At 71.8% G+C, this 23,802-nt stretch carries 18 protein-coding genes; 11 read left to right on the top strand and 7 right to left on the bottom strand.

All coding sequences use genetic code 11. From position 1 onward, the window contains the following. Positions 1-161: 161 nt before the first annotated feature. Positions 162-2,651 (bottom strand): glycosyltransferase, encoded by a 2,490-nt coding sequence (locus Cus16_RS08870; protein WP_069712259.1) that lies wholly within the window; start codon positions 2,649-2,651, stop codon positions 162-164. Positions 2,652-2,894: 243 nt separating this feature from the next. Between Cus16_RS08870 and Cus16_RS08865 the strand changes: the two genes are divergently transcribed. Then, positions 2,895-4,184 (top strand): glycosyltransferase, encoded by a 1,290-nt coding sequence (locus Cus16_RS08865; RefSeq protein WP_069712258.1) that lies wholly within the window; start codon positions 2,895-2,897, stop codon positions 4,182-4,184. Between the two features lie 127 nt (positions 4,185-4,311). On the opposite strand, the gene Cus16_RS08860 is transcribed toward Cus16_RS08865, so the two are convergent. Beyond that, positions 4,312-6,849, bottom strand: coding sequence for a hypothetical protein (locus Cus16_RS08860; RefSeq protein ID WP_069712257.1), 2,538 nt, complete (start codon positions 6,847-6,849; stop codon positions 4,312-4,314). Continuing rightward, entirely contained in the window at positions 6,849-7,295 is a 447-nt protein-coding gene (locus tag Cus16_RS08855) for a hypothetical protein (protein WP_069712256.1), read from the bottom strand. The genes Cus16_RS08860 and Cus16_RS08855 overlap by 1 nt, the downstream gene beginning before the upstream one ends. A gap of 354 nt (positions 7,296-7,649) precedes the next feature. Between Cus16_RS08855 and Cus16_RS08850 the strand changes: the two genes are divergently transcribed. The 5 genes from Cus16_RS08850 (at position 7,650) to Cus16_RS08830 (ending at position 12,923) form a co-directional block, all read left to right on the top strand. Next, positions 7,650-8,552: an ABC transporter permease gene (locus tag Cus16_RS08850; RefSeq protein ID WP_069712255.1), complete on the top strand. Its 903-nt coding sequence runs from the start codon at positions 7,650-7,652 to the stop codon at positions 8,550-8,552. Positions 8,553-8,555: 3 nt separating this feature from the next. Beyond that, entirely contained in the window at positions 8,556-9,785 is a 1,230-nt protein-coding gene (locus tag Cus16_RS08845) for an ABC transporter ATP-binding protein (protein WP_069712254.1), read from the top strand. Continuing rightward, complete coding sequence (locus Cus16_RS08840; RefSeq protein ID WP_083263841.1) at positions 9,704-10,843, top strand: glycosyltransferase; 1,140 nt, start codon at positions 9,704-9,706, stop codon at positions 10,841-10,843. The genes Cus16_RS08845 and Cus16_RS08840 overlap by 82 nt, the downstream gene beginning before the upstream one ends. A gap of 74 nt (positions 10,844-10,917) precedes the next feature. Then, the gene (locus Cus16_RS08835) at positions 10,918-12,066 is read left to right on the top strand and encodes a glycosyltransferase family 4 protein (RefSeq protein ID WP_069712252.1); all 1,149 of its coding nucleotides are present in this window, start codon (positions 10,918-10,920) and stop codon (positions 12,064-12,066) included. Next, positions 12,063-12,923 carry a glycosyltransferase family 2 protein gene (locus Cus16_RS08830; protein ID WP_069712251.1) on the top strand — a complete coding sequence of 287 codons (861 nt, stop codon included), beginning with the start codon at positions 12,063-12,065 and terminating at the stop codon, positions 12,921-12,923. Before Cus16_RS08835 ends, Cus16_RS08830 begins: the two co-directional genes overlap by 4 nt. Positions 12,924-13,089: 166 nt before the next feature. Here Cus16_RS08830 and Cus16_RS08825 read toward each other — a convergent pair whose 3' ends face one another. The 4 genes from Cus16_RS08825 to Cus16_RS08810 all read right to left on the bottom strand — a co-directional run bounded on the left by Cus16_RS08825 (position 13,090) and on the right by Cus16_RS08810 (position 18,130). Next, complete coding sequence (locus Cus16_RS08825) at positions 13,090-14,811, bottom strand: glycosyltransferase (RefSeq protein WP_069712250.1); 1,722 nt, start codon at positions 14,809-14,811, stop codon at positions 13,090-13,092. 99 nt (positions 14,812-14,910) lie between these two features. Next, positions 14,911-15,774 (bottom strand): glucose-1-phosphate thymidylyltransferase RfbA, encoded by an 864-nt coding sequence (gene rfbA, locus Cus16_RS08820; RefSeq protein WP_069712249.1) that lies wholly within the window; start codon positions 15,772-15,774, stop codon positions 14,911-14,913. 13 nt (positions 15,775-15,787) lie between these two features. Continuing rightward, entirely contained in the window at positions 15,788-16,396 is a 609-nt protein-coding gene (locus Cus16_RS08815) for a dTDP-4-dehydrorhamnose 3,5-epimerase family protein (protein WP_069712248.1), read from the bottom strand. Positions 16,397-16,420: 24 nt separating this feature from the next. Then, positions 16,421-18,130, bottom strand: coding sequence for a glycosyltransferase family 39 protein (locus tag Cus16_RS08810; RefSeq protein ID WP_189319562.1), 1,710 nt, complete (start codon positions 18,128-18,130; stop codon positions 16,421-16,423). A gap of 155 nt (positions 18,131-18,285) precedes the next feature. On the opposite strand from Cus16_RS08810, the gene Cus16_RS08805 reads away from it, so the two are divergent. From Cus16_RS08805 to Cus16_RS08785, 5 genes are all read left to right on the top strand, one after another. After that, positions 18,286-19,227: a glycosyltransferase family 2 protein gene (locus Cus16_RS08805; protein WP_069712246.1), complete on the top strand. Its 942-nt coding sequence runs from the start codon at positions 18,286-18,288 to the stop codon at positions 19,225-19,227. Then, positions 19,227-20,795 carry a DUF2142 domain-containing protein gene (locus tag Cus16_RS08800; protein WP_069712245.1) on the top strand — a complete coding sequence of 523 codons (1,569 nt, stop codon included), beginning with the start codon at positions 19,227-19,229 and terminating at the stop codon, positions 20,793-20,795. Before Cus16_RS08805 ends, Cus16_RS08800 begins: the two co-directional genes overlap by 1 nt. A gap of 135 nt (positions 20,796-20,930) precedes the next feature. Then, entirely contained in the window at positions 20,931-21,917 is a 987-nt protein-coding gene (rfbB, locus tag Cus16_RS08795; protein WP_069712244.1) for a dTDP-glucose 4,6-dehydratase, read from the top strand. Continuing rightward, positions 21,914-22,765 carry a dTDP-4-dehydrorhamnose reductase gene (rfbD, locus tag Cus16_RS08790; protein WP_069712243.1) on the top strand — a complete coding sequence of 284 codons (852 nt, stop codon included), beginning with the start codon at positions 21,914-21,916 and terminating at the stop codon, positions 22,763-22,765. The genes rfbB and rfbD overlap by 4 nt, the downstream gene beginning before the upstream one ends. 53 nt (positions 22,766-22,818) lie before the next feature. Then, positions 22,819-23,715 (top strand): lysylphosphatidylglycerol synthase domain-containing protein, encoded by an 897-nt coding sequence (locus tag Cus16_RS08785; protein WP_141718888.1) that lies wholly within the window; start codon positions 22,819-22,821, stop codon positions 23,713-23,715. Positions 23,716-23,802: the final 87 nt, after the last annotated feature.

Below are 23,802 nucleotides of genomic sequence, written 5' to 3'. Positions count from 1 at the left end.
ACCGGACCCGCCAGTCGCTCTCGCGCCGCCGACGGCGGACGCACGGCCCGACCGCACCCGGAACGCACCCGTGACCGCGGACGCCCGCGTCACGCGGGTGCGTGACGCGGGCGTCCGTGGTGACCGGGACCGGGCCGCCGAGGCGGCACGGTCGTCCGGGATCAGCGGTTGCGCAGGCGGTGCGCGACCTTGGCAGCGACGCTCCGCGGTCCCTCTGCGCGCAGGTAGTGCACGGCGCGCCCGAGGTCGTGGCGGACGCCGTACAGCTTCTTGCGGTCCGGCACGCGCACGCGCATCTGGTGTGCCTCGAGCGCGGCCGCGGGTTCGCGCACCGACTTGTCGGCGGCGCGGACGGGGTTCCGGCAGAACTCGACGAGCGGCTCGAGCGCGTTCTCCCACGTGAACTGCTCGCGGATGCGGTCGACGTTGCCGATGAAGCCGGCGCGGGCCTCCTCGTCGAACAGTGCCGTCTCGAGCGCGGCCGCGAGGCCGTCGACGTCCTGCTCGTGCACCGCGACGCCGAGCTGCTCGGCCGCCACGAGGTCGCCGAACGAGTCGCCTGCGGTCGTCACGATGGGCAGACGCGCCCACAGGTAGTCGAGGATCCGGGTCCGGAACGAGAACGTCGTCTCGAGGTGCTCGTAGTGTGTCGAGACGCCGGCATCGGCCTCGAGCAGGTACGCCCCGCGCTCCTCGTACGGGATCCACGAGTCGTTGAAGAAGACGTTCGTGCCGGTGAGCCCGAGGGCGTCGGCCTCTGCACGCACCTTGGCGACGATGTCCATCTCGGGCACATCGGGGTTCGGGTGCTGCACGCCCATGAAGAGGAGCTTGACGCTCGGGCGTCGCTCGGCCAGCTGCCCGATCGAGCGCACCAGCGTGATGGGGTCGAACCAGTCGTAGATGCCACCACCCCAGACGACCAGGTGGTCGTCCTCGCCGATGCCGGGGATGACGCCCTTGACGCGCTGCCGGTCGTGCACGGGTGGGGTGGACGACAGCCCGAACGGCACGACGCCGATGAGCGATCGGAGGTCGGGGTCACGCGAGTACGTGCGAGCGTTGACCCGGCCGGAGCCCGCGAGCTGCCCGAGCCAGAACATCCGCTGCCGTTCCGAGGCGCAGATGAAGTAGTCCCCGAGCTCGAGCTGGTGGTTCAAGGTGTCGGAGGCGTCGAGGATCTGCCGGTTCCACTGGTCGACGTCGTCGCTGCGGCCCTGCTCGAGCTGCTCGAGGTGCAGCGGATCGTAGACGTCGACCACGAGGATCTTGCGCGTCGCCTCGAGGACCGGGAACAGACGGAGTGCGTGCCCCTGCACGACGATGACGTCCGCCCATGCCTCGTGCTCGACCATCTGGCGCGGGTGCCGGTGCGGCACCGTCACGACCTCGTACGACGGGTCGACGGACGTGGAGCGGGTGAGGCTGATCACGCGCACGTCGTGCTCACCGGCGAGCTGCTTCGCCATCTGGGTCGCACGGATGGCCGGGCCCGCCATCTTCTCGCCGATCGAGTCGCCGGTGATGATGAGGACCCGACGGCGGGTGCCGACCTCGAGCACGCCGAGCGAGTGCACGATCTTGTCGTAGCCGGCGAGGTAGTCCGGGATCGGGTAGGCCGGCTCGTCGCGGTTGCCGAACAGTCGGAGGAGCTCGCGGTCGCTGCGTACGCGGGTCGCCTGGATCTCGCGGCGGGACTCGGTCATGGAGGGCAGCTGCTCGACGAACTGGTCGACGCCGTAGATGCCCGCCATGCTCGTCTTGGGCACCGGGATCGTCGGCACGCTGTCGTCGCCGGGGTTGCGGAGGTCGAGCGCGGTCGAGTCGAGCTCGCCGCGGCCGACGGCACGGCGGACGGCCAGGGCGATCGAGCCGGGCAGGGCGGCGGCGAGCTGCTCGTCACCGAGGTTCTTGTAGAGCGTGAACAGCGCGTTCCGCTCGAGCAGGTAGGTCTCGCGGAAGTCGCCGAACTTGTTCATCGACGCGTGGTGCTTGTGGAACGCGACCGACTTCGGCTGGTACCGGAAGCGCCAGCCGAGCAGGTTGAGCCGCCACCCGAGGTCGACGTCCTCGTAGAACATGAAGTAGCGGTCGTCGAAGCCGCCGAGCTGCTCGAACAGCTCCGCGCGGACGAACATGGCCGCACCCGTGCCGAACAGGACGTCGGTCTCGGACTCCCAGCGGCCGGTGTCGGGCGAGCCGGCGAACGGCTTGTAGCCCATGCCGTACCAGGTCATCGCGGCCTCGGTGAAGTCGACGTTGACGCCCTCCCAGTCGAGGACCTTCGAGGCGACAGCGCCGATGTCCGCGCCGGAGGCGAACGTCGCCATCGCCTCGCGCACCCAGCCCGCGTCGGGGCGGGCGTCGTTGTTGAGGAACGCCACGATCTCGCCGGAGGTGTGCTCGACGCCGAGGTTGCAGCCGCCCGTGAACCCGAGGTTGGCCCCGGAGTCGACGAGGGTGAAGTCCAGCGACGAGGCCTTGAGCCGTCCGACGTGCTCCGGACCCGAGCCGTTGTCGACGACGACGACCTCGAGGCGGTCCTGCGGCCAGTCCTGCTTGCGGAGCTCGGCGATGCTCGTCAGGGTGTCGTCGGTGCCCTTGTAGTTCACGAGGACGACGGAGACGACTCCCGGCTTGCGCTCTGTCACGGCGGGTTCCTCCAGCGTGCCGCGTCAGCGGCGGGATCGGTGGTGCGGTGCCGACGGAGCCCGCCGACCGTCATCACTGTACAAGCCCGGCCCCCGGTGCCCGTGCTCGCACACGCGGGGAACCGCCCGGTCCGTGCGGCCGCGATCGCGCGCCGGTCGTGCACAATGGCTGACGGCCGCCACCGAAGGCCATCGCGCGCGACACCCGGTCGTCGCGCCGTCCACCGCCGAACCGGAGCACCCGTGCCGCAGTCCTCGATCCCGATCTCTCCCGCCCGCTCCCCGCTCGCGGAGGACTACGAGGCCCTGGCGCGCGGCGAGCACGCCGCCGGCCGCCGCGGCACGATCCGCTTCGCGGTGTCGACGGACGACCCGGCGGAGGGCAAGGGCGACCTCTTCGTCGCGCTCGGCCTCGCGCGGGCGCTCCGGGCCGAGGGCTGGGGCGTGGCGATGTGGCCGACCTCGCGCTGGGCCGAGGAGGTCCCGGCCGACACCGTCGCCCTGATCAGCATGATCGAGTCGTTCGTCCCGGGCCTCGTGCCCGCGGCGACCGCGACCGTCGCCTGGGTACGGAACTGGACCGCCACGTGGGCGGTGTCCGCGCACCTGGCCGAGTTCGACGCCGTGTGGACGTCGTCCACGCCGGCGCGCGACGCGATCGCGGCGGTGTTCAGCGGACCCGTCGAGGTGGTCCCGATCGCGGTCGACCCCGAGCTCTTCACCACCGGCGACGAGGCGACCCGGACCAGCCGTGCCGTCGCGACCGTCAACTTCTGGGGTGCTCGCCGCGCCGTGCAGGACGTGCTCCTCGAGGTCAGGCCGCCCGAGCCCGTCGTGTGGTTCGCGGCGAACGTCGAGCACGTGGAGCCGTCCGACGGCGTCGAGCTCCGGCCGGCCGTCTCCTTCTTCTCGTTGCCGGAGGTCTACCGCGCGGCAGCCGTGGTGGTCGACGACGTCATCGCCCCGGCAGCCGCCTACGGCACGCTGAACGCACGGCTGTACGAGTCGCTGGCGTGCGGCGCGCTGCCGGTCACCGACTGCGCGCTCGGTCTCGACGAGCTCGGCCTCGGCGAGGTCCCGGTCTTCACCGACGCGCCGTCGCTCGAGCGCGCGCTCGCGATGCCGGCGGACGAACGCGCCGCCAGGGTCCGCCGTCTGCGCGAGGTCGTCCTCGAGCGGCACACGTACGCCGTACGCGCCGCAGGCGTCGGCCCGTCGCTCGACCGCGCGGTGGCCGCGGCAGCCGGCCGGTCCGGCGACCGCTCCGCACTGCTCCGGTGGGCGACCCTGCTCCGTGAGGAGCTGCGCGCGACGACCGTCGAGCGCGACGTGCACCGGTCCGGGGTCGAGGAGATCAACCAGCGCCTCATCGTGTCCGAGCAGGCCGTGGCGGTCATCGACGCAGCCCGCAAGGCGGCGGAGGCCGAGCGCGACGCGATCGCACTGCGCTACGAGACGCTCACGCACTCTGCCGAGTTCCGCGTGCTGGACCGGCTGGGCGGCGTCGCGCGGGTCCTGCGTCGACGCCCCTGAGCTGGCGGGCGAGGAGCGCGGACGCCACAGACGGTCCGGACGCGACCGGTGGCCGGAACGTCACCGACGACGGACGGGAGGCGCGGTGCCGGCCGGCACCGCGCCTCCCGTCCGGTGGTGGATCGCGTCAGGAGACCCTGACGGTCTTCGTCCCGAAGTCCTTCCACCCACCGCTCGGCAGGTCCTGGTACCAGACGCGCACCGTGTGGTCGCCGGGCGTGACGCCGGTCAGCTGCGTGCTCAGCCCGACGTCCGGTCCCCAGCCGGGGTGGACCCGCTCGACGTCCGTGCGGACGGCGTCCGCCGTCGCCGTCCGGGCGCCGACACCGTCGAGGTGCACCTTGACCTGCACCGGCGAGGACGTGTCCGGGTCGATGGCCCAGCCCGTGATCCGGACGGTGCCCTTGCCGCCCACCGCGGTGTCGAACGAGCCGTAGACCGCGCCGGTCCGCCCGGTGCCCGAGGGCTCCGGCGTGGCCGTGACCGGCGTCGGAGCGGATCCGGCGACGGCCACGGTCTTCGTGCCGAAGTCGCGGTACGAGCCGCTCGGCAGGTCCTGGTACCAGACCCGCACGGTGTGCTCGCCGGCGGCGACCCCGGTCAGGGTCAGCGCCACGCCCACCTCAGACGACCGCCCGGCTGTCTGCGCGACGAGGTCGGTCCGGACGACGTCGGCGTTGCCGGAGCGGGCCCCCGCACCGTCGAGGTGGATCTTGACCTTCACGGGGTCGTAGCGGTCGGGGTCGATCGCCCACCCCTTGACCGCGATGGTGTTCCCGCTGACCGTCGCGGACTCGAACGCTCCGGTGACGGTGCCGGACTTCCCGGTCGCGCCGGTGCTCGGCGGCGCCGGGACGGTGACGGTCTTCGTCCCGAAGTCCTTGTACGAGCCGCTCGGCAGGTCCTGGTACCAGACCCGGACGGTGTGCTTGCCGGGCGTGACACCGGTGAGGGTCCGGGACAGCCCGGCGTCCGAGCCCCACTGCGGGAAGCGCGCCGCGATGTCGGCCCGCGCCGTCGAGGCGCTGCCGGCGGCGACACCCACGCCGTCCAGGTGGATCTTGTACGCGACCGGTGAGTAGGTGTCGGGGTCGACGGCCCAGCCGGTGACGGCGATGGTGCCGACCCCGGTCGTGGCGGACTCGAAGGCTCCCTGCACCGCGCCCGTGGCCGTGGGCTTCGCGGTCACCGTCGTCTGCTTCTCGGCGACCCGGACCCAGCCGGAGCCCGGCTTGTCCTGCGTCCAGAGGGACACGGTCCGCGTACCGGCGGCGACGTTGCTGATCGTCCGCGAGAACCCGACCGTCGTCCCGGCACCGGCGTTCACCGCGGCGACGTCGGTCCGCTGCACATCGGCGGTCGCCGAGACCACACCGACGCCGTCGACCTGCACCTTGTACCAGGTCGCGGCGGTGGTGTCGCGGTCGACCGCCCAGCCCGACACGGTGATGGCCCCTTCACCACCGACGACCGACTCGAGGACACCGGTGGGCCTGTTGCCGGTCACGCTGACCTGACGGCACTCGAGGAGCGTGTTCCCGCCGGCGCCGACGTTGATGCCGTAGACGCAGACGTCGTGCTTCCCGGACGCGACACCGGTCAGGGTCCTGCTGAACCCGTGCGCGGTGTTGTTCGCCCCGAGGGCGTTCGCCAGGTCGCCGCGCACGTCGTCAGCCGGCACGGACGCCTTGCCGACGCCGTCGACGTACAAGTGCACGGCGATCGGCGCGGTGGTGTCCGGGTCCGCAGCCCACCCCGAGACGGTGATGCTGCCGGCGCCGGTGGTCATCGAGTCGACCGAACCGATCGGCGACGTGTTCCCGCCCGTCGGCGAGCCGAACCAGTCGGAGTACATCCGCCAGAAGTTGCGGTTGCCGTACGCGCCGCAGGCGTCACCGGACCCGTACAGGTTGTTCAGCGACGACTGGTTCGGCGTGTACGGGGTGTAGATGTACAGGCCCGCGGTCGCCTGGTTCTGGATGTAGACCGTCTTGCGTCCGCACGCGGCGTTCGGGTTGTAGAGGATCGAGTTGTTGCGACCCGCCTGGTACGCCCAGGAGCTCGGGCTCGCCTGGTAGCGCTTGAACTGCAGCGCCGCGGCGTAGACCTGCTGCGCGAAACCGCGGTACGCGGGGTCGCACGGCGCGGTGTCGGGACACGCGAAGCCGGTCGCGTGCTGGTACATCCAGTTCGTCGGCGCGCTCGTCGCGACGATCCCCTGCTCCTTCTGCAGGAGCACGAGCAACGCCTTCTGGCTGACGCCGCACGCGGCACCGACCTGGGCGATGATCGTCGCCGCGGACTTGTTGCCGCCCGCGATCGCCGCGCACCGACCGGAGACGGCCCCGATGGTGCTGACGTTCTGCGTGAAGTCCTTCAGGCAGACAGGCCCACCGGACTGCTGCCGGCAGTTCGCGGCCACGTTGTTGAGGAACGACTGCACCGCAGCGGCGTTCATGGCCGAGCCGTTGTAGAAGTTCGCGTCGCTGATGATGTTGCCGGGGTCGAAGTCGGCCGCGACCGCAGCCGACGCGGGCTGGGTCGTGGTCTCCTCGGAGACCAGTGCCCCGACGGTCAGGCCGCTGACGGCGATCGCGAGCGCGGCGACCATGCCGAGCGCTCCGCGGAACGGCCGACGCCGTCCGTCCTTCGTGGTGGGTCGCATCACGGCACCTCCGCCGTCATCGGTTCGGACGTGGTCGACTCCGACCCGACCGCGTACTCGAGGGTGATCGACCAGGTGCCGGACGACACCTGGCTGGCGGGGAAGGAGACCTGCGCGCAGTTGACGGACGAGGCGCTGGCCTCGGCCGCGCTCGTCGCGGTGCGCGTCGTGCCGCCCTTCGTCGCGGTGAACGTGCAGGAGCCGGACGCGTCGACCGTGCCGGTGACGAGTCCGCCGGCCTGCAGGGTCCGGCTGCCGGTGTCCCAGCCGGCGAACGACACGACCGCGGTGGCTGGGTAGGCCCCGGGGTCGGTGTCGGGTTCGGCGGTCTGGCCGGTGCCCGGGAAGGCACCGGGGGTGTCGTCCTCGGCGGGGGTGTCCGTGCCTCCGGTGGGCTCCGCGGCGGGGGCCGTCGCGGTCGGTGCGGTCGTCGCGGACGGCGTCACCGAGGCGGAGGCCGAGGCGGACCGGGTCGGGGACGGGGATGGATCTGGACCGTCCTGCCCGGCGGAACACCCCGCCGAGAGGATCGTGAGAACGCCGACCACCGCGAGGGCAGCGATCGGCCGTGGAGCAAGCTGCATGCTGACGGGCCGTCCTGTGGGTGCTGACAAGGGTCCGGGTTGCGACAACGGTAACCCGAAACCCGAGGTGGAGGGTTGGTTCCGGCAACATTCACCCCCGGTCGGGGTGCACGTCGGACGTCGTCCTCCGGGCACGCTCGTCCCCGCGGGTGTCGGGGTGCGGGGAGGCCCGGTGAGTATGCTGTTCCGGTCCTGCCCCCACGAACGAAGAGACGCATGGTCGATCAAGCTCGAATGACGGCGCTCGCGAACGAGCCCCTCGTCGTGGTGGGCGCTCCGACGAGCGCCTTCCGCGGTACCTGGCGTGAGCTCCGCGACGTCTTCCGGCAGCGCGAGATGCTCGGCATGCTCGTCCGCCGTGACCTCAAGGCGCGGTACAAGGACTCAGCGCTCGGGTTCGTCTGGACGCTGGTCCGGCCGCTGACGCAGCTCCTCATCTACTACTTCGTGATGGGGCAGATCCTCGGTGCGGCCAAGGGCATCGACAACTTCGCCATCTACGTGTTCACCGGCCTCAGCGTGTACACGCTGTTCAGCGAGATCGTCGCCGGCTCGACCAGTTCCATCGTCGGCAACTCGGGGCTCATCAAGAAGGTCTACGTGCCGCGGGAGGTCTTCCCGCTCGCGAGCGTCGGCGCCGCCCTGGTGAACTACACGATCCAGTTCGGCATCCTGATCGTCGCGACGCTCGTGATCGGGGTCTTCCCCTGGCACGAGGGCCTGGTCTACCTCGTCCCGTCGCTGCTCGTGATCCTGGTCTACGGCGCGGCGATCGGGCTGGTCCTCGCGGCGCTCAACGTCTACCTCCGCGACGTGCAGTTCGTGATCGACGTCGGTCTCATGGTCCTGCTGTGGGCATCGCCGATCGTGTACTCGTACTCGATGGTGCTCGACCGGCTCCGGGTGGACTGGCTGCTCGCGGTCTACACGAACAACCCGCTGACGCTGGCGGTGCTCGGCATGCAGAACGCGATCTGGCTGCACGACCCCGCCGACGTCACCTACCCGTCCCACCTCATGCTGCGCCTGCTCGTCGCCTTCGTGATCGGGCTGTTCCTGCTCGTCGGCGCACAGCGGGTCTTCTCGCGCCTGCAGGGCAACTTCGCGCAGGAGCTCTAGACCATGGCCATCAGCACCCCCGTCACCCCGTCGACCCCCACGACCGGGACCGAGCGCCCCGACGTCATCGTCATCGACCAGGTGCGCAAGCGCTTCACGGTCCGCAAGGACAACACCATCCGGGAACGGATCGTCACGCTCGGTCGAGCGGGACGCAAGCACCGGCAGGACTTCTGGGCGCTGGACGGCGTCACGACGACGATCAAGGCGGGCTCGACCGTCGGCCTGATCGGGCAGAACGGTTCCGGCAAGTCGACGCTCCTCAAGGCGATCGGGGGTATCATCCAGCCGACCTCCGGCACCGTGTCCCGCCGTGGGCGTCTCGCCGCGCTGCTCGAGCTCGGCGCCGGCTTCCACCCCGACCTCTCCGGCCGTGAGAACGTGTTCCTCAACGCCAGCCTGCTCGGACTGAGCCGCGCGGAGACCGAGGAGCGCTTCGACGACATCCTGGCGTTCTCGGGGATCGGGGACTTCATCGACACCCAGGTGAAGTTCTACTCGTCCGGCATGTACGTGCGACTCGCCTTCGCCGTGGCCGTGCACACCGACCCGGACGTGCTGCTCGTCGACGAGGTCCTGGCCGTCGGCGACGAGGCGTTCCAGCGCAAGTGCCTCGACCGCATCCGCTCGTTCCAGGAGCAGGGCAAGACGATCATCATCGTCACGCACTCGCTCAGCCAGGTGCAGGAGATGTGCGACCGCGTGGTCCTGCTCAACAAGGGCAAGGTGCTGCACGACGGCGACCCGATCGCCGCGGTCAGCATGTTCCGCGACGTGCTCGAGGAGCGTCGGTCCGGTGAGCTCAGCGCCGACGTGGCCGTGGGGCGTGGCACCGTCGTCGGCGCGACCGTGCACGCCGACGGCAAGGGCCAGCGCGACGGGGTCACACCGGGCGACGACCTCGTCGTGGAGATGGAGTTCGAGCACCTGGACGGCGTCTCGGACTGGGAAGCCGCGGTGCAGATCAACAACACCGCCGGCCAGGTCGTCTACGGCACCACCACCGGCATCATGGGGATCCACCTCGAGCCGTTGCACGGCCGCCGGAAGCTCCGCCTCCGCATCGCCGACACGAACTTCGGCACCGGCAAGTACTTCATCAACGTCTCGATGATGGACTCGGCCGGACGGCACCTGCACGACCTGCCGGAGTGCGACTCGTTCGAGGTCCCCTCGTTCGGCGACGCCGTCGGCACCGTCTACGCGAAGCCCTCGATCGAGGAGCTCGACTGACCCCGGGCCCCGACGGCCTCCGCACGGCGGTCGTCGTCGTGAACTGGAACCGCGCGGACCTCACCACGCGTGCCGCGCGCGCCGTGCTCGACGACGGTGCCGCGGACGAGGTCGTCGTGGTCGACAACGGCTCGTCCGACGACTCCGTCGCGGTGCTGCGTCGCGACCTGCCCGGTGCCGTCGTCCTCGCACGCCCGGAGAACGGCGGCTTCGCCGCCGGGGCGAACGCCGGTGTCCGCGCCACCGACGCCGACGTCGTGGTGCTCCTCAACAACGACGCCGAGCCTGCACCGGGCTTCGTCGCGACGCTCCGAGACCACCTGGTCGCGGCGCGGCCCGAGGTCGCCGCGGTGACGGGCCGCATCGTGCTCGCCGGACGCTGGACGCGCCTCCCGGCCGGCACCGCCCCGGCTCCCGACCATCGCGTGCTGCGGGACCACGCCGGCCACGTGTGGACCCCCGCGCCGGACGGCGAGGTGCGGCTGAACTCCACCGGTGTGCTCGTCGACCGCGACGGCAACGGCATGGACCGCGACTGGTTCGCGCCCGCTGACCGTGCCGCGGCCGTCGACGTGTTCGGGTTCTCCGGCGGTGCGTCCGCGCTCCGCCGGTCCGCGCTCGACGACGTCGGTCTGCTCGACGAGTCCCTCTTCATGTACTACGAGGACACCGAGCTCGCCTGGCGCCTCCGACGCCGCGGATGGCGCATCGAGTACGCCGACGCCGTCGTCGTGCACGACCACTCGGCCTCGTCCGGCGTGCAGAGCGACCTGTTCGTCTTCCGCAACGCCCGCAACCGGCTCGTCGTCGCGCTCTGGCACGCGCCGTGGCGGACGGTCCTGCGGGCCGGCGTCCGCACCGCGGCGCGCGTGGTCCGCGTGGCGGCACGGCCGGGGGCCGGTCGGGAGGCGCGACTCGTCCTGGCAGCGCTGGCCGACGTCGCGGGACACCTCCCCTCGCACCTCGCCCGCCGGCGCCGTGAGACGCGTGCGGCATCCGTGCCCCGGCGCGCGGTGCGCACCGACCGACCCGGCGGAGCCGGAGGCCCGGGCGCATGAGCGCGCCGGGCTATCCTGGACACTCCCCCGTCGACGGTCCCGGCCGCGGCGCCCCCGCACGGAAGGACCCCCGCGTGCCGCAGACCACCGTCCTCGTCGACGGGACCGCGGTACCGCGCGACCTCGGCGGTGTCGGACGCTACGTCGAGGGTGTCGTGTCGCACCTCGCCGCCGCCGACGCCGGCCTCGACGTGCACCTCGTGGTGCGGCCCGGGCACGCGGAGCACTTCGCCGCGATCGCACCGGACGTCACCGTCCACCGGGCGCCGGCGTGGACCGACTCGGTGCCGCTGCGCTTCCTCTGGGAGCAGACCGGCCTCCCGGCACTCGGGCGACGCCTCGGGGCGTCCGTGCTGCACTCACCGCACTACACGTTCCCGTTCGGCTGGCGTCGCGGGTCCGTCGTCACGCTGCACGACGCCACGTTCTTCTCGAACCCGGAGTGGCACTCGCGGCTGAAGCGCACGTTCTTCACGTGGTGGAGCCGACGGTCCCTCCGCTCCCGTCCCGTGGTCCTCGTCCCGAGTGCGGCCACCGCGACCGAGGCAGCCCGTGTCGTCGCGGGCATCCGGGCGGACGTCCGGGTGGCACCGCTCGGGGTCGACCGAGCGCGCTTCCACGAGCCCTCCGTCGCCGAGGTCGAGGACGCCCGCATCGCCGCCGGGCTGCCCGACGACGCCGAGTGGATCGCCTTCCTCGGCACGATCGAGCCGCGCAAGAACGTGACCGCGCTCCTCGACGCCCACGCCGCCGTCCGAGCAGCCCGCGCCACCACCGGTTCGTCGACCCCGTGGCTGGTGCTGTCCGGCGCCCGCGGCTGGGACACGTCGGCCACGGAGCGCCTCGACGCCCTGCAGGACGACGACCACGTCGTCGAGGCCGGCTACCTGCCGCTCGAGGACCTCGCCGGGTTCCTGGGCGGAGCGCGGTTCGTCGTCTACCCGTCCCTCGGCGAGGGCTTCGGGCTCCCCGTGGTCGAGGCGATGGCGACCGGCGCGTGCGTGCTCACGACCCGCCGGCTCTCGCTGCCCGAGGTCGGCGGGGACGCCGCGGTCTACACCGAGCCGGATGCCGAGTCGCTCGCGAGCGCGATGGCCGCCCTCCTCGACGAGCCCGACCGCGTCGCAGCCCACCGGACCGCCGCGCTCGACCGTGCCGCCTCCTTCACGTGGGACGCCACCGCGGCCGTGCACGCCGCCGCGTACCGCGAGGTCGCCCGGTGAGCGCGCCCCGCGTCGCCGTCCTCACGGTGACCTACAACACCGGCGAGACGATCCGGCCCTTCCTCGAGAGCACGGTGCACGCCTCGACGTCGCCGCTCGCGGTCGTCGTCGCGGACAACGGGTCCACCGACCTCGACGCGCTGCGGGCGATCGGCGAGTCGTACGGCGCCGTCGTGGTGTCCTCCGGCGGCAACCGCGGGTACGGCGGGGGCATCGACGCCGCGCTCGCGGCGCTGGACGACGTGCTGCCCGACGTGCAACCCGAGTACCTGCTCGTGACGAACCCCGACGTGGTGCTCGCGCCGGGCTCGGTCGACGAACTCGTCGCTGCCGCCGACCGGCTGCCGACCGGTGGGTCCTTCGGCCCCAGGATCCTCGACGAGCAGGGCGAGACCTACCCGTCCGCGCGCCAGCTGCCCTCGCTGCGTACCGGGCTCGGGCACGCGGCGTTCTCGCGGTTCTGGCCGGCGAACCCCTGGAGCCAGCGGTACTGGTCGACCACCGAGGTCGTCGAGCGCGAGGCCGGTTGGCTCTCCGGCGCGTGCTTCCTCATCCGCACCGACCTGTTCCGGCAGCTCGGCGGCTTCGACGAGTCGTACTTCATGTACTTCGAGGACGTCGACCTCGGGCAGCGCGTGGGCCGCGCCGGACGGGCGAACGTGTACGTGCCGACCGCCGTGGTCGTGCACACCGGGGCGCACTCGACGTCGTCGAACCGCCGCCGGATGGAGGTCGAACACCACCGGAGCGCCTACCGGTACCTCTCGCGGAAGTACCGGGCGTGGTGGCTGTGGCCGCTCCGTGTGGCGCTGCGGGCGGGGCTCTCGGCCCGCGCCCGCTGGGTGACGCGCAAGTAGCGACGACGGGCCCCGCGTCGCGTCGCGTCGGCGTCGGCGTCGGCGTCGGCGTCGGCGTCGGCGTCGGCGTCGAACCAGGCTTGCGACGTCGAACCAGCGCCGGCGCCTGGTTGCACGTCGTGTTCGTGGTTCGACGCGCAGCCGGCGCCGCGGTGGTCGGGGCGGGTCAGTGCCGCAGGCGTGCGCGCTCGGCGCGGGCGGCGTCGAGCAGCACGCGGGCACGCGCGTCGAACGAGTGCTCGGCGGCGATGCGCGTCGCGATCGCAGCACGCTCCGCCGCCGTCGGCCAGGGGCGGGACGGGTCGAGCAGCGCCGCGAGGTCGTCCCGCGACCGTGCGACCGCGAGCGTCGGGACGTCGAGCACGTCCTGCAGCCCGGCGACCTCGTCGGTGACGACGACTCCCCCGGCGGCGAGCACGTCGAACACCCGGTTCGACACGAAGCCCCCCGCCGCCATGTCCGGCCAGTGGTCGTTGAGGACGACCCGTGCGGACGCGTACGCGCGTGCGACGTCGGCCCGTGGGAGCGAGACCGACCCGAGCGCGGTCGCGGGCACGAGTGCGTCCCATCCGGGACCGTGCACGACGAGGTCGGCCCCGACGGCGACGGCGTCACGCACGACGGCCCGCTCGGCCCCGCGGGTCGAGCCGACGAACACCACGCGCCCGGCGTCCGTGCTCGGCGCCGCCCCTGCCGTCGACAGGGGGTGGAACACCGTCGGGTCGGTGGCCTGCAACAGCGTCCGCACCGGCACGCCCGAGCGTCGAGCAGCGCTCGCGGCCCAGACCGGACCGGCCGCGAAGACGGCGTCGAACGATCGCAACTCGGTGTCGGTCACGTCGTCCGGGTGGCTGATCACCCAGAGCAGGTTCACGGTTGCCGGGTTCGGCGGCACCCGGTCGAGGCCGCGCACGACGAGCGTGACGTCGTCCTCGTCGTCGTCGGGGCGCACGTGGGCATCACGGCGGTCGACCCGGACGCGCTGGCCGAGCCGGACGAGCGCCGCCGCGAGCTCGTCGGCGAAGTGCACGTCGCCCCAGCCGTCGCCGTCGGGCCCGGCGGGCGCGGCGATCTTCAGCGACCACGACGAGCGGTCGTCGCCCTCGTCGCGCTGCCGGACGATCGGCGTCACCGGTCGCGCGCCCCACGGCGGCAGCGGCGCTCCGGCGGCGACCGGATCACGCCCGCCGGCGCGGTCCCGCCACGAGGCGACGACGTCCACCACCGCGGCGTCCACGGTGCGACCGGGCTCGACGGTCCGCACGACCGCCCCGACGTCACACAGGCGCGCCGTCGACGCCACCGCATCGGCACCCGCGAGCGTCCAGGCCGTCAACGACGTGCGCTCGTCCGGGAGGCACGGGGCCGGCACCACCGCACGCTGCGGCATCGAGACCACCGGCTGGTCGGCGCCGAGGACGCGGTCGTCAGCGGGGTCGGTCCGGTCGTCGGACCACGGCAGGGCACCGGGACGGAGGAGCCGGGCACCGTTCCGCACGGCACCGGCGCGCGTGCCCACGCGGGCCTGCACCGGAACGTCCAGCTCGACCGCGGCCGCCGCGAGGGCCCGGAGGGACTCGGCATCGAGCACCACCGAGGTGTCGACGAGCACGAGCGTCCGTCCGACGCCGGCAGCGACCCCGGCGTTCACCGCCGAACCGAGGCCGTCGACGTGCTCCGAGCCGACCCACGGCAGCGTGGGGTCGAACGGGTCCCGTGGTGAGGCGTCCGCGACGAAGGACACCGCACGGACGTCCGCGTCCGTACCGAACGCCTCGCGGGCGGTCGCGACGAGCCGTGCGACGTCGGCGTGCCGGTCGGACCGGGTCGTGACGACCACGGTGACGGGCCTGTCCAGGTGCGGCAGCACGCCGTCCCACCCGGCCACCCGGACGACGGACGCCGCCGAGGCGGACGCGGGGCGCGCCTCCAGGCCGGGGCCGGAGGGCGCCGCATCGCGACGGCGGCGTCTGCCGAACACCGTGGGTCAGGCGGCGAGGAGTCGCTGCAGGTAGACGCCGTAGCCGCCCTTGACGAGCGGGGCGGCGAGGTCGGCGAGCTGCGCGTCGTCGATCCAGCCGTTGCGCCAGGCGATCTCCTCGATGCAGCCGATCTTGAACCCCTGTCGGTCCTCGATGACCTTGACGTACTCGGACGCCTGCATCATCGACTCGAACGTGCCGGTGTCGAGCCAGGCGGTGCCGCGGTCGAGGACCTGGACGCCGAGCTCCCCCGCCTCGAGGTAGCGTTCGTTGACCGTCGAGATCTCGAGCTCGCCGCGGGCGCTCGGCTCGATGGTCTTCGCGATCTCGATGACCTTGTTGTCGTAGAAGTAGAGACCGGGAACGGCGTAGTTCGACTTCGGCTGAGCGGGCTTCTCCTCGATGGAGACAGCCGTGAAGTCGTCGTCGAACTCGACCACGCCGTACGCGGTCGGGTCGGCCACGTGGTAGGCGAAGATCGTCGCGCCGTCGACCTCGGTGTTCTTCCGGAGGTTCGTGCCGAGGCCGGTGCCGTGGAAGATGTTGTCGCCGAGGACGAGCGCGACGCTGTCGTCGCCGATGAAGTCCTCGCCGATGACGAAGGCCTGCGCGAGACCGTCCGGGCTCGGCTGCACCGCGTACTGGATGTCCATGCCGAGGCTCGACCCGTCGCCGAGCAGCGCCTTGAACTGCTCGTTGTACTCGGGCGTCGTGATGACGAGGACCTCGCGGATGCCCGCCATCATGAGCGTCGACAGCGGGTAGTAGACCATCGGCTTGTCGTAGATCGGCATGAGCTGCTTGCTGATGCCCTTGGTGATCGGCCACAGGCGGGTGCCGGAACCACCGGCGAGGATGATGCCCTTCATCGGGTCGTCTCCCTTACTTCTTCGTGCGGAGCGACTCGGTGTACGCGAGCGCTTCCTCGTAGGTCGGCAGGAGTCCCTGCTCCGCGGCCTGCTCGAGCGTCGGTGCGGTGGTGTCCTTCTCGGACAGCACCGGCTCGCCGAGGCCCTCCGGCAGCTCGAGCCCGACGGTCGGGTCGAGGATCGTGATCCCCTTCTCGCGCTGCGGGTCGTAGTGGGCGCTGACGAGGTAGTTCACGGTGGAACGGTCCTCGAGCGCGACGATCGCGTGGCCGAGGCCCTCGGAGAGGTACACGGCCCTGCGGTCGACGTCGTCGATGCGCACGCTGTCCCACTGGCCGAACGTGGGCGACCCGACCCGGATGTCGACGATGTAGTCGATGAACGCACCGCGGACGGCGGTGACGTACTTCGCCTGGCTCGGCGCGACGAGGGCGTAGTGGATGCCCCGGGCGACGCCGGCGGACGAGATCGACATGTTCACCTGGCGGAGGTCGAGCGGGTGGCCCACCGTCTCCTCGAGGACGTCGGCCCGGTACGCCTCGAGGAATGCTCCTCGTGCGTCGCCGTGCTGGACGGGCGTGAACTCCCACGCACCGGGGATCTTCAGTTCGCGGATCTGCACCGGGGCAGCCTAGCAACCTGCTCGCTACCGACGGGCGAGGGTGTCCCGGAGTGGCGCAGCGCGCTCCGGACCTGGTGCACCCTCGGGCTCCGGCTCCGGCTCCGGCTCGGCCTCGGGCTCCGGCTCCGGCTCCGGCTCCGGCTCGGCCTCGGGCTCGGGCTCGGCCTCGGGCTCGGGCTCGGCCTCGGGCTCGGCCTCGGGCTCGGGCTCGGGTGCCTGCTGGTCCTGGCCCGTCACGGTCCGCTCCTGACGCACGGGCACTCCGTCCCGGCGGAGCAGCAGGGCGCACACCCCGACGAGCATCGCGGCGAAGCAGACGAGCGCGACCACGAACGTCAGCCGGGACACCTCGAGCGTCCGCTCGACCCCGAACGCCGGGTCCTGCAGGTCCTGGATCTGGAACCAGATGTAGCCCGTCACCTGCATCCACACGACGACCACCACGGTCGACACCAGTCGTCCGAGTCCGGTCAGCCCGATCGCCATCGGGACGGCGAGCATCGGCAGGACCGCCAACGAGTACCGGACGTTCGGGGCGCCGCCGGTGGTCGAGAAGCGGACCTGTCCGACCAGGACGGCGGCGGTCAGGCCGACGAGCATCGCGGCCACGAGCAGGTCTGCGACGACCTCCTCGCGCGGACGGACCGCGCCGGACCGGCCGTCACCCGTCGTCGGGCGAGCCGCGCGGTGCGCGCCGGTCCCGGGCGCGACCGGACCCCGAGCGCGCCGCACCCGACGGACAGCGGTGCGTGCCGCGACGAAGAGGCCGACGAGCAGCCCGAGCACGAGCGGCACGACCAGCAGCGAGTAGGTCCAGTCGACGTTGCCGGGCAGGTGGCCCTTGTACAGCGCGAACAGGCTCTTCCACCACTGGTCGTTCGTCACGACCTGGGTGGGCGTCAGCTGGACCCGGCCGAGGTGCTCCTCGCCCCAGGCGACGTCGTTGCCGACGATCGTTCCCATGAGCCGGATGTTGCGGAGCCAGAACCAGGTCGACGCCGCGACGGGTGCGGCGACGACGGCCACGACCGCGACGACGTGCCCGCGCCAGTCGGTCCAGAACCCCGAGCGACGCCAGCGCGCCAGCAGGAAGGCGACGACCACCGCGAGGACGAACACGACGAAGGTGAGTCTGGTGAGCATCCCCAGCGTCGTCACCACCGTCGCGGCCACCACGAGCCGAGCGGAGAGCCCCGAGCGCAGGGCGCGCGCGCCGATGCCGACCGCCAGGGCGGCGAGCGCCATGTTCGGCAGGTCGTTGTAGATCGCCCCGCCGACGAGGAGGAACATGCCGGTCAGGGACACGATCACCGCGGCGACCGCGGCGACCTCCGGGCGGCGCGGGACGACCCGGCGCGTGGCCCATCCGACGGCGAGCACCGTGGCCGCGGCGAAGGCGGCGTTCGCCGACCGACCGGCGAGCACCGACGCGTACGGGTGCCCGGCGTCCCAGAGCGGACCGACGACGGGCGCGAGGACGAGGTAGAAGAACGGCGGGTGCTGCGACACCCACTGCACGGGCGGGAGCGCTCCGAACGGCGGCTTGATCGTCAGGCCGTCGTAGAAGTACGGCAGGTGCCCGTGCCACACGTCGACGGCGTAGTCGAGGTGTGCCGCCTCGTCACCGGAGTTCAGCGGCGCCTGGCTCCAGGCGCAGACCAGGGACGCGGCGGCGGCGAACAGCGCGGCCACCAGGCACACCCAGGTCGCAGGGTCGGTTCGGAGGCGTCGCACGCACGGCAGTCTCGCACAGCGTTCCCGTGCCCCCCCACCCCGGCCCGGCGGACCAGCGCCGGCCCGTGCACCGCTAGGCTGTCGCAGTCGACAGGCGCGTCGAGCAGACGGCGCGCACCGCATTCCCGCCCCGAGACGAGACGACAGCAGCGCCCGTGAAACTATTCGTCCAGATCCCCTGCCTCAACGAGGAGCACACCCTCGCCTCCGTCATCGACTCGATCCCGCGCGAGATCGAGGGCATCGACGAGATCGAGATCCTGGTCATCGACGACGGCAGCTCCGACCGCACGGTCGAGGTCGCGAAGGCCCACGGAGTCCGGCACTTCGTCCGGCACACCACGAACATGGGCCTCGCCCGGTCGTTCCGCGACGGCGTCGACTACGCGCTCCTGCACGGCGCGGACATCGTCGTGAACACCGACGGTGACAACCAGTACCCGCAGGCACAGATCGCCGAGCTCGTGCAGCCGATCGTCCACGGACAGGCCGACATCGTCATCGGCGACCGGCAGACGCGCACCATCGAACACTTCTCGGGCTTCAAGAAGGCCATGCAGCAGTTCGGTTCCTGGGTCGCCTCCCGCGCGGCCGGGCTCGACCTGCCGGACGCTGCGAGCGGCTTCCGCGCGTACTCGAAGTACTCGCTCATCCGGCTCAACATCGTCACGCGCTTCAGCTACTGCATGGAGACCATCGTGCAGGCCGGCTACAAGCGCCTGGCGATCGCGAGCATCCCGATCACGACGAACCCGAAGACCCGCGAGTCGCGCCTCTTCAAGAACATCTGGCAGCACATGTTCCAGTCCGGCTCGGCCATCGCCCGCGTCTACCTGATGTACCGCCCGATGGCGCTGTTCCTCTGGGTCGCCGCCGTGCTCGGGGTGCTGGGGCTCTGGCCGCTCGTCCGGTACCTCGTGCTCCTCGCCACGGACACCGGCGGGAACCACCTCCAGTCGATCATCCTCGGTGTCGTCCTGCTCATCACCGCGGTGCTGTCGATGGTGATCGGCGTGGTCGCCGACCTCACGAGACTCAACCGGACGCTCACCGAGGAACAGCTCGACCTGCAGAAGTTGCAGCGGTACGGCGACTGATGTCCGACCACGACCCGTACAGGGACGGGCCACCGGTCTCCCGCGCCGAGCGCACCGCCGTCATCGCCCTCACTGCTGCGTTCGCGCTGCTGCTGACGCTCTGGGCGTTCGTCACGCCGATGTTCGCCGCCCCGGACGAGGCGGCGCACTTCGACGCCGCCGAGCAGATCGCGATCGGCAACGGCTGGCCGGATCCGGGCGAGATGGACCTCCTCGCGGTCACCTACGCCGAACAGCAACAGACGATGACGGTGTCCGCAGCGGACCGTCAGACCGTCGCCGAGCTGGTCGCCCAGAACCCCGGCTCGCACGACTACCCGAACCAGATGTCGCAGCACCCGCCGACCTACTACGCGGTGGCCGCGCTCGTGCTCAAGGTCGCCGGGTTCTTCCACCACCGGTGGGACGTCGGTGTGATGGTGCTGCGGCTCTTCGACGTGCTCCTCGTGCTCCCGATGCCGTTCCTCGTGTGGAGCACGGTCCGGCGGGTCACGCGGTCCCCGCGCACGGCCGTCGTCGGTGCCGTCGCGCTCTTCGCGGTGCCCCAGCTCGCGCAGATCGGTTCCGCCGTCACGAACGACGCCCCGGTGATCGTGCTCGGCGGGGTGATCACCTGGCTGGTCGCACGGACGATGACCGGCGACCACCGCTGGCGCACGGTCGTCTGGCTCGCGCTCGCCGTCGCCGCCGTCTGCTCGGTCAAGGGCACCGGCCTCCCGACCGTGCCCTTCGTGGCGGTCGCGCTGATCGTGGCCGGACACGGTGTGCTGTCCGTCCGCGCCCGGCTCGTCCGGACCGCGGTCGCGGGTGCGATCGTCGCGCTCCTCGGCAGCTGGTGGTGGATCCGGAACCTCGTGCTGTTCCAGACCGTGCAGCCGAAGGGCGCCGGAGACCTCCGCGAGGTCAAGCCGTGGGGCGACCAGACCAGCGCCGACTTCGGGGTGTTCATCAACACGGTGTGGGATCGGCTCAGCACGTCGTTCTGGGGCCAGTTCGGTGCCCTGCAGTACTCGATGACCCCGATCCTGACGGACACGCTCACCGTGCTGTCGCTCGTGGTGGTCATCGGGTGGGCGTTCCGTCGGAGCCCCCACCGGGGCGTCGCGATCGTGATGGCGGTGCTGCCCGCACTGACCCTCGTGATCCAGGTGCAGGACAACTTCCGCTCCTACGACGACACGCAGGTCATCGCCGGGGTGCAGGGTCGGTACCTCTTCACCTCGCTCGTGGCCCTCGTGACCGTCGCCGCGATCGCCTGGCGGAACCTGCTCTCCGCACCGGCCGACCGGGCCCGCTTCGGCACGGTCTTCCGGTGGGCGTTCGCAGTCGTCGGTCTCTACGGGCTCAGCGTCGCGTACCGCGGCTTCTACGAGGACTCACACCTGCAGGCGACCTTCCACGGTCTGGGCCTCCTCGCGAACCTCACCCCGATCGGGCAGTCCGGCATCATCGCGCTCCTCGTCGTCACCGTCGTGGTGGGACTCTGGTCGTTCCTCGCGGTCCGGCAGCTCGTGCGCGCCGGCGGGACGTCGACGACCGCGCCGGACCGCAGCACGATCGACGCCTGACCGCGCTGCGACGCCGGTCGTGGACCTGCCGCGCGCCCGGCAGGACCGACCGGATCGATCGCTCCCCCTACAATGGTGGCCGTCCGAAGCCGCCACCACCACGCGCCGAGCGGCGCCCCCGGAAGGAACCAACACGTGAAGATCCTCGTCACCGGAGGAGCCGGCTTCATCGGCTCGAACTTCGTCCGCCGCACGCTCGAGGACGCCTACCCCGGCCTCGAGGGCGCCGAGGTCGTGGTCTACGACGCACTGACCTACTCCGGCAACCTCGAGAACCTCGCCCCGGTCGCCGACTCCCCGCGCTACACCTTCGTCCAGGGCGACATCCGCGACGCCGAGAAGCTCGACGAGGTCGTCCCCGGCATCGACGCGATCGTGCACTTCGCCGCCGAGTCCCACGTCGACCGCTCGGTCCGCGACTCCGGCATCTTCGTCGAGACGAACGTCGTCGGCACGCAGCGCCTGCTCGACGCCGCGCTCCGCCACGGCACCGAGCGCTTCGTGCACGTGTCCACCGACGAGGTCTACGGCTCGATCAGCGAGGGCTCGTGGGACGAGGAGCGCCCCCTCGAGCCGAACTCGCCGTACTCGGCGTCGAAGGCCGGCAGCGACCTGCTCGCCCGCAGCTACCACCGCACGCACGGGCTGAACCTCTCGATCACGCGCTGCTCGAACAACTACGGGCCGTACCACTTCCCCGAGAAGGTCATCCCCCTCTTCGTCACGAACCTCATCGACGGCAAGACCGTGCCGCTGTACGGCGAGGGCAACAACATCCGCGACTGGCTGCACGTCGACGACCACACCCGCGGCATCGCGCTCGTGCTCACGAAGGGCCGCGCGGGCGAGATCTACAACATCGGTGGCGGCACCGAGCTGACGAACAAGGAGCTCACGCAGCTGCTCCTCGACGCGACCGGCAAGGACTGGTCCTCCGTCGAGCACGTGCAGGACCGCCTCGGCCACGACCTGCGCTACTCGGTCGACATCTCGAAGATCCGCGCCGAGCTCGGCTACGAGCCGCAGGTGCCGTTCGAACAGGGCCTGGCCGACGTCGTGCAGTGGTACCGGGACAACCGCGCCTGGTGGGAGCCGCTGAAGGAGCGCGCGGCACTCGCATGAGCCGCTTCCTGATCACCGGCGCCGCCGGCATGCTCGGTCGCGACCTGCAGCTCGCGCTGCGGGACCGTGACGTCACCGCGCTCGGACGCGCCGACCTCGACATCACCGATCCCGACGCGGTCGACGCCGCGGTCGCCGGGCACGACGTGGTCGTCAACTCGGCGGCGTACACGAAGGTCGACGACGCCGAGACCCACGAGGACGAGGCCGCCGCCGTGAACGCGACCGGGCCGGCACTGCTCGCCGAGGCCGCGGTCCGGCACGGTGCGAAGCTCGTGACGATCTCGACGGACTACGTCTTCGACGGCAACGGCACCGCGCCCTACGCCGAGGACGCCCCCACCGACCCGATCAACGCATACGGCCGCACGAAGGCCGCCGGCGAGGCAGCGGTGCGCCGGATCGCCCCCGACTCGTCCTACGTCGTGCGTACCGCGTGGATCTACGGTGCGCACGGTCCGAACTTCGCGGCGACGATGCTCCGTCTGGCGGCGAGCCACGACACCGTGTCCGTCGTCACCGACCAGGTCGGCCAGCCCACCTGGACCGGTGAGCTGGCGGCACGCATCGTCGAGCTCGTCGACGCGGACGCCCCGGCAGGCACCTACCACGGCACGAACGCGGGCCAGGCCTCCTGGTACGACTTCACCAGGGCGATCTTCGCCGAGTCCGGGCTCGACCCGGAGCGCGTGCTCCCGACCGACAGTGCGGCGTTCGTGCGCCCCGCCCCGCGTCCGGCGTACAGCGTCCTCGGGCACGAGGGCTGGTCGCGCGCCGGGCTCGCGCCGATGCGCGACTGGCGCGAGGCGCTGGCCGCCGCCGTGCAGGCCGGAGCGCTCGCCCGGTGACGGCCCCGCAGGTCGCACCGCCCGCCGAACGCCCACGCTGGCGTCGGTGGGCGGTGAACGGGATCAAGATCGCGTTCATGGTCGCCGTGGTCGTCGCGGGCGCGCTGTACGTGGCCGGCCAGTGGGACGAGGTGTCCGACGCGGTCGCCTCGATGAACCCCTGGTTGCTCGTCCTCGCCCTCGTGTCGGTGGTCGCCGCGCTCGTGGTCTCGATGCTGTCCTGGATCGTGGTCTGGCCGGCCTTCGGCGTCCGGCTGCCGGTGCTCCGCGGTGCCCGGGTCTTCTTCGTCAGTCAGCTCGGCAAGTACCTGCCCGGGTCGGTCTGGCCGATCGCAGCACAGGCGCAGATGGCCGGGGAGGTCGGCCTCGCGAAGTCCTCGTCGATCGTCCTGAGCCTCATCGCGATGCTCGTCTCGATCGCCACGGGACTCGGGGTCGGTGCCGTCCTGCTCCCCTTCATCGACGTCCGCCTGCTGCAGGACTACTGGTGGCTGCCGATCGTCGGGATCGCCTTCCTGGTCTGCCTGACGCCGCCGGTGATGCGGTTCGGCGTGCGGCTGGCCCTGCGCGTGCTGCGTCGCCCGGACGCACCGTTCCGGTACGGGTGGCGGGTCGCGGGGTCCAGCTCCGGCCTGCAGGTGACGAACTGGCTCTTCGGCGGCGTGCAGCTCTGGCTCGTGCTCATCGGACTGGGGGTCGACCCGGCACGGAGCTTCGTACCGGCGGTGGCCGGCTTCGCGCTGGCCTTCGCGCTCGGCGTGCTCCTCATCCCCTTCCCCGCCGGCCTCGGGGTCCGCGAGGTCGTCATCGCGCTCGTCCTCGCCTCCGTCACCACGGCGGGCGTCGCGGCGACCGCCGCGATCCTGTCCCGGCTGCTCTACGCCGTGGCCGACTTCGGCCTCGCCGGGGTCGCTGCGGCGGTCGGACGCCGACGTGCGGGGCGAGGCTGACGACCGCCGGACCGACACGCGAGTGACGGGAGGCGCGGTGCCGGCTGGCACCGCGCCTCCCGTCCGTCACGGGTCACCCCGGTCCGA

Origin of the sequence: Curtobacterium sp. ER1/6, from assembly GCF_001742745.1 — a bacterium.
GTDB classification, from domain to species: Bacteria; Actinomycetota; Actinomycetes; order Actinomycetales; family Microbacteriaceae; genus Curtobacterium; species Curtobacterium citri.
This window is presented reverse-complemented; position numbering and strand designations above follow the sequence as displayed.